We start from the raw sequence: 13,840 nt of genomic DNA on the forward strand, positions 1-13,840 counted from the left end.
GCCGTCGACGTAGAGCGCGATGCCGCCCGAGCCCTGCGTGGCGACCACGTGGTGCCACTGGCCGTCGTTGTAGGAGGCGGTGCTGTTGACCGTGCGGACCGCGTTCGGGTAGACGCCGAACCAGATCCGGCCGGAGTTGTCCATGTAGACGTGGCGGTCGTAGCTGGAGCTGTTGCCGGTCGCGGCGTTGCCGTACCCGACGATCTTGCCGCCCCGGGTGGAGGTGGTCTTCACCCACGCCTCGAGGCTGAAGCTCTCGGGGGCGTCCTCCGTGGACTGCGTCCTGGTGAATCCGGACGTGGTGCCGTCGAAGGGCGAGGCGCCGTCGGCGTCGCCGCCGATCGCGCCGGCGGAGCCGTGGCCCGCGCCCGCCTCGCGGGAGGAGTCGAGGAAGCCCGCGTAGTCGTAGGCGGCGGCGCCGCCGCTCTCGCCGAGCCGCCAGTAGTGGGCGGCCCCGTCATCGACGACCGCCTCGGCGTAGTCGCTCAGCGAGCCCGCGGAGGAGACCGTCACCGGGGCCGACGTGCCGCTGCCGACGGTGTTCCCGGACGGGTCGACGACCCGGATCCGGTAGGTGTGCGTCGATCCGGGCGCCAGGCCCGTGTCGACGAATCCCGCGGTCGGCAGGTTCCAGAAGTTCGAGGCGACCTCGACCTCGCCCACCGGGGTGGTGCCGCCGTCGCGCAGGACCTGGTACGTGAGCTTCTCGTGGTCGCGGTCCCAGGTGGTCTGCCAGCCGACCCGGGCGGTGCCCGCGTTGAGCGAGACCGCGGTCGGGGTCAGCGCCGCCGAGGCGATCGGCCCGGAGTCCCGGGGCGCGGCGCCCTTGAGCCCGAAGCGGGTCAGGCCCTGCTGCGCACGGCCGTTGACGGTGGTGAACTCACCGCCCATCACCAGGTACTGGGAGTTGCCGGTGAGGGCCCATCCGCCCTGGTTCATGCCGGTGTAGCTGCCGGCGTTCACCGCCGGGAACCAGTGCAGCAGGCTCGGCACGGGCTGGCCGCTGTACTGGCTGTTGTTGGACGGCGGTCCCTGGTCGGTGCCGGTGGGCTGGATCGTCTCGGCGAGGGCCCGCTGCCAGCGGGTGGGCGAGACCTCGGGGAATCCGCCGAGCGAGGCGCAGTCGTGGGCGTGGCCCACGCTGTAGAGCACCTGGTCGATGGGGAAGACGCTGTAGGAGGCGCCGTAGCAGTTGTCCAGCCAGATGAGGTCGCCGGTGTCCGGCTCGACCGCGAAGCGGCCGTCGAACCAGTGCCAGCCCTCGCCGTCCGCGGCGGCGTAGACGTTCGTGCCGTCGGTCGCCAGGTCGTAGGTCATGGAGTAGTTCGCGCCCTGCCGGGCCGGGATCGGGTTGCTGCTCCAGGGCAGGGAGGCGCCGCTGACCGGGTGGAGCGCCCCGATGCCGACGCGCGTCACGCCGTTGAGGGCCTGGAACCTGCCGCCGACGATGACCCTGTCTCCGTCCGGGGACATCAGCAGGGCGAAGACCTCGTCGTCGGTGGTGGGCGCCCACGGCTGAAGGGCGCCGTTGCTCCGCGAGACCGCGGCCAGGCGCGTCCGGCTCGAGCCGCCGACGTTGAAGAAGTTCCCGCCGATGTAGACGGTGGTGGCCGAGACCGTCAGGGCCCGCACCACGTTGCTCACCGAGGGGGCGAACCCCGCCTCCAGGGCCCCGGTCGCGACGTCGAACGCCGCGACGCGGTTGCGGGTCTGGCCGTTCACCGTGGTGAAGTCCCCGCCGATGTAGATCTTCGTCTTGTCCGGGGAGACCGCGATGGTGCGGGCCTGCGCGTTCAGCACGGGGGCGAACGGCAGCAGGTTGCCCGTGGTGATGTCGAAGGCCAGGATGTTCGACCGGTTCACCTCCTGGGCGTGCCCCGGGGAGGTGCCCGGCGGACGCGCCTTGGAGAAGCTGCCGACCGCGTAGACGGTGGAGCCGACGGTGGCCATCTTCCAGACGACGCCGTTGATCTGCCAGGTGGGCAGGGCGTCGGCGGTGACCGTCTCGGGGGTTCCGGGTGCGGGGTCGATGTCCGCGCGCGCCGGGGCGGGGACGGCGGAGAGCGTCGCGGCCAGCAGCGCGGCCACCCCGACGAGGGCGCGTTTCGAGGCCGTTGACAATAAGGAACGAATCACCACAGGTACCTACATCTCAGGATTTCTTGACTCCATGGCGTGCCGCATTGGCTGCAAATGGTAATGGAACGGTTTAAAGTTCACCCAGTGACCTGGGGGCCCAAAATCCTCGAATTGAATAACGATATTGGAACGGTGCAAAACCACCGGCTCCGCGCACGCACACGGCCGGTGGTCCGGCGGTGACCGGCACGGCGGCTCCTGGCGGGAGCAGCCGGCGGATCACCGGACCGGACCACCGGCCGGCGGAGGAGGGGGTGAGGAGGCGGTCACGCGCCGCGGGGAGACCGCGGGGGGTCGCGGGAGAGTCCGGCGAGGACGACCCGCGGCGCGTGACCGCTCCGGAGGACCCGGTCGGCTGACCGTTCAGCTGACCGTGACGTCCGCGGAGCTCGGGCCGGAGATCCGGTTGTTGTGCGGATCGATCGCCCGGACCCGGTACTTGTAGATCGAACCGGGGGTCAGGCCGATGTCCGCGCAGGACAGGGTGGGCAGCTTCCAGAAGACGGTGTCCGCCTCGGCGGTGCAGGCCACCGCGCCGTCGCTGCGCACGACCTCGTAGCGGACCCTGCGGTTGTCGAGGTCCCAGGTGCTCTTCCAGCTGACCGTCACCTTGCCGCCGCCGTTGGCCACCGCCGTCGGGGCCGCGAAGCCGGTCTGCACCGGCCCGCCCACGTCGGGGCTGGAGGTATGGAAGGTGAACCGGGTCAGGCCCTCCTGCGGCTCGTCGTTGACCTTGGTGAAGTCACCGCCCGCCCACAGGTTGACGCCGTCGTTGGCCATCGCCCAGGGCCCCTGCACGAACGGGTAGGTCGTGCCCGCGTTCGCGTTCGGGAACCAGTGCAGGACCCGCTGCTTGACGCCGGAGCCCGTGTCGGCGGGCTCGGCCAGGAAGCGGCGGTGCGGACGGACCTCCGGGAAGCCGCTGCCCTCGTAGTAGGTCTGCATGTCGCAGCGGTGGGCGTGGGACCCGCTGTAGAGCACCCCGCCCATCACCGAGATGGCCTGGGTGGCGCCCTGGCAGTAGTTGATCCAGATCCTGGCGCCGTTCTCCGGGTTGATCGCGAGGCGGCCGTCGAACGTGCCGACGCCGTCGGCGCTGGCGTAGACCCGCGTGCCGTCGGTGACCAGGTCGGTGACCCAGGAGCGGTTGTTGGAGTTGTTGTACGGGATGTCGTTGCTGAGGAACGTCCCCTTCGAGCCGTTGCTGACGTTCACCGCCGACAGGCCGTGCTGCAGGACGCCGTTGATGCGGTTGAAGTCGCCGCCCACGATGACCCGGTTGCCGCTCGGCGCCAGGACCATCGCCATGACCCGCTTGTCGGCGGTCGGCGCCCAGGGCAGGAGCGAGCCGTCGGTCCGGTCGAACGCGGCCAGACGGGTGCGCGCGGTGCCGCCGACCGAGGTGAAGTGGCCGCCGGCGAAGACGGTGGTGCCGGAGACCGCCAGCGCGCGCACGCGGTTGTTGGGCTGCGGAGCGAACGCGGGGTCGAGCTGGCCGGTCGCCGTGTCGAACGCCGCCATGCGGACCCGCCGCTGGCCGGCCACCTTGCTGAAGTCGCCGGCGATGTAGAGCTTCGAGCCGTCGGGAGAGGCCTTGATCTCCCAGACCGTGTCGCAGCGCCACTGGTCGGGGCCGACGCTGTCGCACTCGATCTGGTCGTCGGTGTCGGTGAAGACCGCGCCGGTGACGGCCGGCGCCCAGGGCAGCAGGTCGCCGGTGGACGCGTCGAAGGCCGCCAGGCCGCTGCGGGCCACCTCGCCCGGGCCGCCCCGCGGCACGCCGGGCGGGCGGACGTGGTCGAAGTTCCCACCCACGTAGGCGACACCGTTGACGATCTCCATGGAGAGGACGACGCCATCGGTCTGCCACGTCGGCTGTTCGTCGGCGGTGACGGTGACGGCCTCCCCAGGGGCCGGAGTGGTGTCCGCCACGGCGGCGGACGGCATCGACAGCAGGGACGCGAGACCGATACCGGCCACTCCCGCTGCCAGGAGTTTCTTACGCACAAGCCCCCCTCAGGGCATGACCGCTAATCGGGGGTCGTCGACGGCAGCTGCGGTCGTCCTGCCGTCACGAGATCTGGCTCACCGTGGCGACGGGAGTTCGACTGTCACCAGGACGCGTCCCACGCGTCACTGGTTTACGGAGAATCACACACGTCCACGCAACAATCAGGAAGAGCCAGATCGAGGCAACATTAGCGGCACCCGCCATCATGTCGGCCGTCAGACCGTCCACCAGCAGAAACGTCATCAAACCGAGCAGAAGTGCGGCCTCCGCGCGGACCTCCGGCAGCCGGGTGAGGGCCAGCTGCACGGTCATCGCGACGAAGCAGAGCGTGCAGAACAGCGCGGCCCCCGTGAACCCGCCCTCGACGAGGATGTTCACGAAGATGTTGTGGCCTCCGCCGAGCCCGATCTTCTCCAGGAACAGCCCGCGCGCCGAGGACATGCCGTTGCCGAAGATCGGCTGTTTCGCCACCGCGTCGAACGCGAACGTCCACAGGTCCGTGCGCGAGTTGAGGGTCTCCAGCTGCTGCACGCTCTCCCCGCGGGTGGCGAACTCCAGCAGCCAGTCGCCGAAGACCAGCGCGGCGACGACCGCGAGCGGGGTGGAGATCATCAGGACCTCGGCCCGCCCGCGCGCCCCGCGCGCGGTCAGCAGGAACGCCGCGGCCCCGGCGAGGCAGCCGCCCGCGGCCCCGCGCGTGCCGGTGGCGACCAGGGCCGTGCCCAGCACGGCCACCACGACCAGGTAGGTGGAGGTCCGCCACCGGCGCGGCATTCCGCCGGGCAGCGCGAAGGCGAGCGCCAGCAGCAGCGCGATGCCCAGGAAGATCCCCGCTGTCACCGGGTGCACGTAGAGCCAGTTGAAGCGGTCCTGGGTGTTGGACGTGCGGGGCAGCGGCATGACCAGGCCGATGCCGACCGAGACGACGACCACCCCGATGAAGGCGTGGGCCAGCCGGTACAGGTCCGCGCGCTCGGCCCGGGTGGCCACCACCTGGCAGACCGCCGCGGTGACCAGCAGCTGGGCGGCTCTGACCACGGCGAACTGGGGGAACGGCGTCCACGCCACGGACAGCGCCATGTAGAGGGCGAAGAGCCAGGCCAGCAGGAGTGCGGGAGAGGGGACCCGGTGCGGCGGCCGGATGCCGAAGCGCCGGTAGAGGTAGAGCGAGGCCAGGCCGTACGCGCCGATCTCGATGGCGACCGTGACGTCGAGCCCGCCCGAGATGGCCTCGCCGATCCCCCGGGAGCGGAGTTTGTACTCGCTGGCGAGGATCATGCCGATCGGGACCAGGGTGGGCCACCACGCGGTGCGCACCCGCCGGTGACGTGCTCTGCTCACCCGGCTCCCCCCGGTGTCGGGCCGCTTCCGGCTCTGACTTGTGTCAGCATACGAGCGTATTGCCAAGCCTTTGCCCACCGCCACGAGGAGATGACCTGCCCATGGGTGCGCGCGACCTGCTGCCGGAACCGGTGATGAACGCGGGCCGGAGCGCCTTCCGCCTGTACGGCATGGCCACGGCCGGGCTCCGCCCCGACCCGGACTTCCTGCTGATCGGCGCCAAGCGGGGCGGTTCGACGTCCTTCTACTACGCCCTGCTGGAGCACCCCCGCGTCATCCCGCTCTTCCCCGCGGCGGGGCTGCTGCCCAAGGCCAACCACACCAAGGGCGTGCACTTCTTCGACTCCAACTACGGGCGCGGCATGCGGTGGTACCGGTCCCACCTGCCCAGCCGGTTCAGCCGCGCCAGGGCGGAGCGGCGGGCGGGCGGGCCCGTGCTGGCCGGCGAGGGGTCCCCGTACTACCTGCACCACCCCCTGGCCGCCGAGCGCGCGGCCAGGCACGTGCCGGACGCGCGCATCCTGCTGGTGCTGCGGGACCCAGTCGAGCGGACGTTCTCCCACTACCGCGAGCGGGTGCGCGGCGGCGCTGAGGAGCTCTCGTTCGCCGACGCGCTGGCGGCGGAGGAGGAGCGGACCGCCGGCGAGGAGGAGCGCCTCATCGCCGACCCGTCGGCCACCAGCTACGCGCACGAGCAGCAGTCCTACGTGGCGCAGAGCGAGTACGCCCGCTGCCTGCGCCGCTGGATGGAGCACTTCCCCGCCTCGCGCTTCCACATCCTGACCAGCGAGGAGTTCTACCGCGATCCGCAGGGGGCCTGCGACGGGGCCGCGGCGTTCCTCGGCCTGCCCCCCGCTCCGCTGCCCTCGGCGGGCCGGGTGTGGAACCCCGCGCCGAAGGCCGACATGGACGAGGGCCTGCGGCGGCGCCTGGCTGAGCACTTCGCCCCGCACAACGCCGAGCTGGAGCGCCTGCTGGGCCGCGAACTGCCCGACTGGACCAAGCCCTAGGAGCCCCACCGGAGCCCGGCTAGGAACGTTCCCGTCCCGGGGGGCGCCCGAGCACGTCCAGGGCGGCCAGCAGCCTGCGGGAGAGCTCCGCGTCGTCGTCCCCGCGCCGGGACACCACCGCCCGCCAGTGCTCGGCCGCCTCACCGTACCCGGTGGCGGGGGGCGTGCCGCCGTGCACCGCCGCCCGGGTCGCGAGGTAGTAGACCTCGTCCGCGCCCGGCGGCCCGTAGCCGGCGTCCTCCCAGTCGATCAGCCAGGGGACCGCGCCGCGCGTACGCCGCAGGTTCCAGGGGGTGAGGTCGCCGTGCATCGGCTCCCAGTGCGCGGGCGCGTCCCCCGGCCGGCAGGTCGGCCAGCCGCTCCCGGACGCGGGCGGTCAGCTCGCCGATCCGCACGCCCCTGGCCGGCCGGGCGGGCACGGGCTCCATGGGGGAGATCACCAGCCAGGACAGGCCGCCGGCCGTACCCCGGCCCAGCACCCGGGGCGCGCGGAACCCGGTGCCGTGCCCGCCGTCCAGCAGGCGGAGCACCGCGGCCTCGCGGTCGAGCTCCCCGGCGTCGTCACGGATCTTGAGGAAGCCGATCGGCCGGCCCCCGCGCAGCAGCAGCGAGGCGGCGCCGGTCCTGGACGCCTGGGGACGGAGGTAGACCGCGTGGCCGTCGGGCCGGCCCACCGCCTCGGCGACCTGCTCCAGCACGGCCGACCACCCGGGTTCGGCGACGGGCGGGCTCCAGGGCTCCCTGCGCCCCGGCAGGATCCAGGCCCCGGCCCGCACGGCGGTGTGCAGCAGGCGCTGCGCGGCCAGCGGCAGCGGCCGGGAGAAGGTGAGCAGCGACAGGCCGGCCGCCGCCGAACGGGCGTCGCCCACCGGGATCCACACGTTCCCCGGCCCGGGGGGTAGCGCACGTGGGTCCCGCTCACCGGGGCGCCCGCGCCCGCAGGTCGTGGCAGAGCCGCTCGTAGCGGGCGGCCACGTCGTCCCAGGTGTACTCGCTGCGGCGCGCTCGCGCCCGGCGGCGCCCCGGGCCCGCTCCTGGTCGGGCTGCTTCTCGGCGTTCTCGACGGCCTCGGCCAGCGCCTCGGCGTCGCCGAAGAAGGCGCCGCTCTCCCCCAGGACCTCGCGGTTGAAGACGACGTCGAAGGCGACGACCGGGGCGCCGGCCCCCATCGCGCGCAGCAGGGAGGGGTTGGTGCCGCCGACGGAGTGGCCGTGCAGGTAGGTGGCGCAGCCGGCGTACATCGCGTCGAGCAGGTCCTGGTCCCAGACCCCGCCCACCAGGCGGATCCGCTCGTCTCCGGCGGCGATGTCCGCGATCCGGCGGCTGTACTCCTCGGCGTAGGGGGCCGAGCCGACCACCACCAGGGGGAGCCGGGCGTTGCTGCGCGCGTAGCCCTCGACGATCAGGTGCACGTGGTTCTCCGGCTCGAACCTGGCCACCACGAGGTGGAACCCGCCGGGCTCGTAGCCCTCGCGGCGGAGCAGGTCCTCGTCGCACCGCTCCTGGATCGGGGCGCCGTAGGGGATCATGTCGCTGCGGGTGCCGTACCGCTCGACGTAGTAGTCCTGGATGGCCCGCGCGTCGGCGATGATCCGGTCGGACCAGCGCACCGAGAGCCGCTCGGCCGCCAGGTAGTAGCGCTGCCCGGCGCCGTTCCATTTCGCGCGCTTCCACTCCAGGCCGTCCACGTGGGTGGCGACGGGGATGCGCGCGGCGCGGATCAGCGGCAGCAGCGGGGCGTTGGCCGCGTTGAAGACCAGGGCGACGTCGGTGCGCCGGCCGAGCAGGTGGCCGACCGAGACCGTCGTGTGGCTGAGGGTCTCCAGCACCTTGTGCCGTACGGCGGGCAGGTGCACCAGCTCCATGCCCTTGTAGGTCGCCAGGCGCTCCTCGGCCGACCGGCAGTAGACCCGGACCTGGTGCCCGGCCGCCGCCAGGCGCGATCCGATCTCCTCCACCGCGGTCTCGAAGCCGCCGTACCGAGCCGGGACCCCGCGGGTGCCGATCATCGCGATTCGCAAGCTGCCCTCCAAGGACGGCCGATGTCCCTAACATGACCTGCACCCGGACGTGACGACAAGGTGGCAAAATCCTGGTCAACGATAGCGAAGGGTCGGGTCAACAGAGGATGAAGCAGGTAATCGTCGCGCATCCGTCGCCGGAACTCTACGGGTCCGACCGCATGCTCCTGGAGTCCGTGCACGCCCTGGTCTCCGCCGCGGAGGTCACGGTGGTCCTGCCCGAGGAGGGGCCGCTCTGCGACCGGCTGCGCGAGCTGGGCGCGCGGGTGCTGCTGATGCCCACGCCCGTGCTGCGCAAGAACCTGCTCTCCCCCCGGGGCCTGGTCACGCTCGCCTGGCGGACCGCCCGCACGCTCCCCGGCCTGGTGGCGCTCCTGCGCCGGACCCGGCCGGCCGCGCTGTACGTCAGCACGGTCACCATCCCGCTCTGGCTGGTGGCGGGCCGGCTGGCCGGGGTCCGGGTCGTCTGCCACGCCCACGAGGCCGAGGAGGGGATCCCCCGGCTGCTGCGCCACCTGCTGGCGACGCCGGTACGGCTGGCGCACCACGTCGTCGCCAACAGCGGCGCGTGCCGCAGGACCCTGGTCGAGGGGGGCGTGCGGCCCGGCCGCGTCGCCGTGATCTACAACGGGGTGGCCGGTCCCGCCGAGGTCGCACCGGTGCGGCCCGCCCCCGAGGGCCGGCTGGTGCTGACCGGGCGGCTGTCCCCGCGCAAGGGCACCGACGTGGCGGTCCGCGCCGTGCGGGAGCTCAGGAGCCGGGGCCGGGACGTCTCGCTCACCCTGGTCGGGTCGGTCTTCCCCGGCTACGAGTGGTTCGAGGAGGAACTGCGGACGCTGGCGGGGCAGGACGGCGCGGTGACCTTCGCCGGGTTCCGGGACGAGGTCTGGCCCCACTTCGCCGAGGCCGACATCGTGCTGGTCCCCTCCCGCGAGGAGCCGTTCGGCAACGTCGCGGTGGAGGGCATGCTGGCCGGGCGGCCGGTGATCGCCAGCGCGGTCCAGGGGCTCGCCGAGATCATGTCCGAGGAGGGCGTGGGCGTCCTGGTCCCCCCGGACGATCCGGCGGCGCTCGCGGACGCGGTCGAGGCGCTGCTGGACGACTGGCCGCGCGCGACGGAGACCGCCGGCCGGGGCCGCGCGTCGGCGGAGGCGCGCTTCAGCCTTGATCGGTACCGGCGCGACGTATTCGAGGCAGTGCTCGGATGAAGCGCGACTACATAGAATCATTTTGGACGAATTTTTGTGACTCCGTAGGATGAACCGGCAAATGGCACCAAAGAACTGAAAGTGGGACATTGGTGGCACAGGAGCGATACGAAGATCCGTCGGATCCTCCCCAGGTAGGCCTCCTGGAGGCCGTCTGGCGGTATCGGTGGTCCTCACTGGCCCTCATCGTCCTGGCCGGAGCCGTGGCGGCGGCGGCCTCCGTCTTCGTCCTGACCGACGTCACGGCGACCGCCCGGTTCGCGGTCACCGACCCGCGCAGCACGACCTTCCTGCGGCAGGGCGTCTCCTCCGACAGCAGCTACATCGCCTACACCGCCCAGCGCGCCGCCTTCACCCAGTCCGCGGGCGTGCTGGGCAGGGCCAGGCAGCTGCTCGCCACCGAGGAGTCCCTCCAGGTCGACCTGGAGGAGCTGCGCGAGTCCGTCGAGGCCAAGCCCGGCACCAGCGGCGGCATCATCGAGGTCACCGTCACCTCCGACACCGACAAGCGGGCGGCCCAGATCGCCAACGCCGTCGTCGCCGCCTACCAGAGCCTCACCGAGGCCGACGCGCAGCGCGAGCAGGAGAAGCTGCTCAAGAGCATCCGCACCACCCGCACCCGCATCCAGAGCGAGATGAAGCGGGCGCCCGCGGGCAGCGCCACCGCCACCTCCCTGGCCGAGGCGCTCGTCCAGCTCCAGCTCAAGGAGAGCGACGCGGCCATCGACCTGGCCGCCTACAGCTCCGGAGTGCGCTTCGTCGACCAGGCCAACCCCCTGCGGATCACCCCGAGCCGGCTGCCGAAGAACGTCGTCATCGGCCTCGCCGTCGGCACCCTGATCGCCGTCGTCATCTCCTTCCTGCGGGCCACCAACCCGATCGCCACCGTGCAGCGCGTCACCTCGGGAAGCGGTCAGCGCGCCGCGCGCCGGAACGTCCTGTCCTCCCGCGGGCGGCAGACGGCGTCCGCCGCGTCGCGGACCGAGGAGTCGACGGCCGTCTACAACAAGGAAGAACTGCTGTCCTACACCCCTCCGCCCAAGAGCGCCCAGAGCAACGGCTCCCTGATGGACCACAGCCCTCTCCTGGACGAGGACGCGGTGGTCATCGTCGAGCCGGGCTCGGGTTCCCGTAAGAACGCCGACTGACCCGTGACGGCGTCCGCTCCCCCGTCCCGGCTGCGCAGGCTCCTGACCTCCGCGGGCGGATCCGTCGCCTCCCAGGCCGTTACCGCCGTGGGCAGCCTGGCGCTCCAGTTCCTCGCCCTGCGGTTCCTCAGCCCCTCGGCCTTCGGCGCCTTCGCCCTGCTCACCGCCGTGCTGGTGACGGCGACCACCGTCTACACCTCGTGGGTCGGCGACTCCCTCAACGTGCTGGACCGTTCCGATCCGCGGATCCGGTCCGCCATCGCCGCCTCGATGCTCCTGTTCACCGCGGCCGGCGTCGTGGGCGGCGCGGTCTTCGCGGTGGTCCTGCGGCTGGCCACCCCGGTGGGCGTCGCGCTGTTCGCCCTGCTCACGGTCCTGTGGCTGCTCCAGGAGACCTGCCGCCGCCTGCTGCAGGCCCGCCTGGAGTTCAGCCGCCTCCTGGTCAACGACGTCTCCTACGTCCTGGTGACGCTCGCGGTGCTGGGCGTCGCCAGCCCGCTGGCCGGCGGCCTGTCGATCGAGGCGATCCTCGCGGCGATGTGCGCCGGGACCCTGGTCTCCCTGCTCGTCACGCTGCGGCGGCTGCCCCGCGAGGAGTACCGCCTGGTCCGGCCCGGATTCGCCGGCATGCGGGCGCTCAGCGGCTTCGCGGCCTGGCGCTCCGCGCAGAGCAGCCTGCGGCCCCTCACCTTGCTGGCGACCAGGATCGCCATCGACGTCTTCGCCTCGCGGACCGTCCTGGCCGCGGTGGAGGCGGGCCGCCTCCTGATGGCCCCCGCCCTCACCGTCGTCGCCGGAGCCGGCGGCTACCTGCTGCCCACCTACGTACGGCAGCGCGACGCGGGCCTGCCCCTGCGTCCGCGCAACGCCCTGACGGCCACGGCGGTCCTCATCGCCGGCTCACTGGCGTGCGGCCTGCTGGCCGTCGCCGCGACCGGATTCGCCGGACCTCTGATCACCGGCGGCGCGTTCACCCTGGACGCCCTGACGGTCGGCGGATGGGCCGCCTACGCGGTGAGCTTCTCCGCCACCCTGCCGCTGGCCTGCATGGCGACGGCGCACCGGATGTCCCGCCTGGTGTTCCTGGTGCGCGGGGCGGAGACGGCGGTCGGCGTCACGGCGATGCTCGTGCTGCTCGTGCTCCGTCCCGATCTGGCGCACCTGGCCCCGTACTGCATCGGGCTCGGCGGTGTTGCGTCCTACCTGCTTCTGTGGTGGCATCTGCGCGGAGTCCGGGACCGGGAAGCGGAGCGGACGGACATGAGCACATCCCACTCTGAGAGAGAACCCCATGCGATCTAGCCTCTGCGCCGGACGGCCGCTCGCCGCGGCACTGCTGACGGCCGCGGCGCTGGTCCTGCCCGCTGGCGCGGCCCATGCCTCCCCGGACCCCGCCGTCCCCAAGGTCCCGTGGGCCAAGAAATTCTCGATCACCAACGACCGGATCACCGAGTCGAGCGGGCTCTACGCGAGCCCGCTGCACCCGGGCGTCTTCTGGACGCACAACGACGGGTCCGGCGAGCCGACCCTCTACGCCGTGGACGAGAAGGGCGTCACCAAGGCCGCGGTGGGGCTGGAGGGGGCCACCGCCGTCGACACCGAGGCCATCGGCGGCTTCGTCGACTCCCGCGGGAACGCCATGCTCTACCTGGCCGACATCGGGGACAACGAGAAGACCCGGACCAAGGGCGTGACGATCTTCGCGCTCCCGGAGCCCGCCGACCTGTCGTTCACCAAGGCGAAGGCCCAGAGCTACCAGCTCGTCTACCCGGACGGCCCGCAGGACGCCGAGGCGCTGCTCGTCCACCCGCAGACCGGCAACCTCTACGTGGTGACCAAGAGCGACAAGGGCGGCGCCGTCTACGCCGCGCCGACGGCGCTGGTGCCCGACGTGATGAACCGCCTGGAGTTCGTCACCCCGGTCCCGCACGTGATCTCCGACGGCGTGCTCAACGCCAACGGCCAGATGTTCCTGCGGGGATACAACAAGATCCGGGTCTTCAGCGACGTGGCGGGCAAGCTGCTGGAGACGATCCCCGCTCCCACCCAGCCGCAGGGCGAGTCCCTGGCGATCAGCGCGGACGGCCGCACGCTGCTCGCCGGGAGCGAGGGGGCCAGGAGCGCCGTGTTCGGCCTGGCGCTCCCGAGGGAGCTGGCCGCGCCCCCCGTCCGCACGCCCGGTCCGCAGCCGGAGACGCCGGTCGCGGAGGAGCGGCCTCGGGCGGCGGCCCAGACGCCCTTCCCCGTGGAGTGGTACTGGGTGGGCGGGCTGCTGCTCGCCGCGGTGCTGATCGGCGTGCTGGCCCTGCTGTCCCGCCGGCGCCGGGCTCCCGCCGACGCCGTTCCGGAGCCCGAGCCCGCCGTTGCGCTTTCGTCACGAACCGAGGACTGAAGGCGCGCATTTCCGAAATCCGCTCATAATGATTTCCAGTCTCGCCACGTGAGGAGATGGAAATGCGGATCCGGGCCTTTTCCGGCGGACTGCTGCTCGCCTTCCTCCTGCTCGTCACGACGGCCGCCCCGGCGCACGCCGCCGACTACGCCACCCAGCCGCGCGACAACTGGCTCCCGAACGCCAGGGTCCTCGCCATCGCCCACGCCGGCGACCGGGTGATCATCGGCGGTGACTTCACCGCCCTCCGCAACCCGGCCACCGGGGAGAGCGTCGCCCGCGGCCGCATCGCGGCGCTCGACGCCGCCACCGGCGAGCTCATCCGCGGCTGGTCCCCGTCGGCCAACGGCGCGGTCCGGGCGCTGGCGGTGAGCGGCGGGCGCGTCTTCGCCGGGGGCGACTTCACCTCCGTGGCGGGGCAGACACGCACCCGCCTGGCCGCGATCGACCTGGCCTCGGGCGCGGTCGCGGCCGGCTGGGCCCCTCGGCGAACGGCTCGGTGCGCGCGCTGGCCGCCATGGGCACGAGCCTCTACGCGGGCGGCCAGTTCACCTCCCGTGGCGGGACGCG

General features: G+C 72.5%; 9 protein-coding genes and 3 pseudogenes. 6 read left to right on the forward strand and 6 right to left on the reverse strand.

Features of this window, described 5'->3' with window-relative positions; genetic code table 11:
* The 3 genes from ACWJ6R_RS13765 to ACWJ6R_RS13775 form a co-directional block, all read right to left on the reverse strand.
* A partial coding sequence (locus ACWJ6R_RS13765) for a LamG-like jellyroll fold domain-containing protein (RefSeq protein WP_449062595.1) occupies nucleotides 1-2,088 on the reverse strand: 2,088 nt, incomplete at its 3' end.
* 414 nt (nucleotides 2,089-2,502) lie between these two features.
* Nucleotides 2,503-4,146, reverse strand: coding sequence for a hypothetical protein (locus tag ACWJ6R_RS13770; protein ID WP_449062596.1), 1,644 nt, complete (start codon nucleotides 4,144-4,146; stop codon nucleotides 2,503-2,505).
* 64 nt (nucleotides 4,147-4,210) lie between these two features.
* Nucleotides 4,211-5,491, reverse strand: coding sequence for an O-antigen ligase family protein (locus tag ACWJ6R_RS13775; protein WP_449062597.1), 1,281 nt, complete (start codon nucleotides 5,489-5,491; stop codon nucleotides 4,211-4,213).
* 101 nt (nucleotides 5,492-5,592) lie between these two features.
* Here ACWJ6R_RS13775 and ACWJ6R_RS13780 point away from each other — a divergent pair, with 101 nt between their 5' ends.
* Nucleotides 5,593-6,501, forward strand: coding sequence for a sulfotransferase (locus ACWJ6R_RS13780; RefSeq protein ID WP_449062598.1), 909 nt, complete (start codon nucleotides 5,593-5,595; stop codon nucleotides 6,499-6,501).
* Between the two features lie 19 nt (nucleotides 6,502-6,520).
* Here ACWJ6R_RS13780 and ACWJ6R_RS13785 read toward each other — a convergent pair whose 3' ends face one another.
* The 3 genes and pseudogenes from ACWJ6R_RS13785 to ACWJ6R_RS13795 form a co-directional block, all read right to left on the reverse strand.
* Complete coding sequence (locus ACWJ6R_RS13785) at nucleotides 6,521-6,679, reverse strand: hypothetical protein (protein WP_449062603.1); 159 nt, start codon at nucleotides 6,677-6,679, stop codon at nucleotides 6,521-6,523.
* Nucleotides 6,680-6,682: 3 nt separating this feature from the next.
* A pseudogene (locus ACWJ6R_RS13790) lies at nucleotides 6,683-6,811 on the reverse strand (phosphotransferase); the annotation flags it as partial.
* 754 nt (nucleotides 6,812-7,565) lie between these two features.
* Nucleotides 7,566-8,510 (reverse strand): annotated as a pseudogene (locus ACWJ6R_RS13795) (DUF1972 domain-containing protein); the annotation flags it as partial.
* A gap of 119 nt (nucleotides 8,511-8,629) precedes the next feature.
* Here ACWJ6R_RS13795 and ACWJ6R_RS13800 point away from each other — a divergent pair.
* From ACWJ6R_RS13800 to ACWJ6R_RS13820, 5 genes and pseudogenes are all read left to right on the forward strand, one after another.
* On the forward strand, nucleotides 8,630-9,730 hold the full coding sequence (locus tag ACWJ6R_RS13800; RefSeq protein WP_449062599.1) for a glycosyltransferase family 4 protein: 1,101 nt from the start codon (nucleotides 8,630-8,632) through the stop codon (nucleotides 9,728-9,730).
* 92 nt (nucleotides 9,731-9,822) lie between these two features.
* Nucleotides 9,823-10,878: a hypothetical protein gene (locus ACWJ6R_RS13805; RefSeq protein ID WP_449062600.1), complete on the forward strand. Its 1,056-nt coding sequence runs from the start codon at nucleotides 9,823-9,825 to the stop codon at nucleotides 10,876-10,878.
* 3 nt (nucleotides 10,879-10,881) lie between these two features.
* Entirely contained in the window at nucleotides 10,882-12,180 is a 1,299-nt protein-coding gene (locus tag ACWJ6R_RS13810) for a hypothetical protein (RefSeq protein WP_449062601.1), read from the forward strand.
* Nucleotides 12,170-13,270 carry a hypothetical protein gene (locus ACWJ6R_RS13815; protein WP_449062602.1) on the forward strand — a complete coding sequence of 367 codons (1,101 nt, stop codon included), beginning with the start codon at nucleotides 12,170-12,172 and terminating at the stop codon, nucleotides 13,268-13,270. Before ACWJ6R_RS13810 ends, ACWJ6R_RS13815 begins: the two co-directional genes overlap by 11 nt.
* Before the next feature lie 62 nt (nucleotides 13,271-13,332).
* Nucleotides 13,333-13,840 (forward strand): annotated as a pseudogene (locus ACWJ6R_RS13820) (hypothetical protein); the annotation flags it as partial.

The organism is Planomonospora algeriensis, assembly GCF_977012225.1.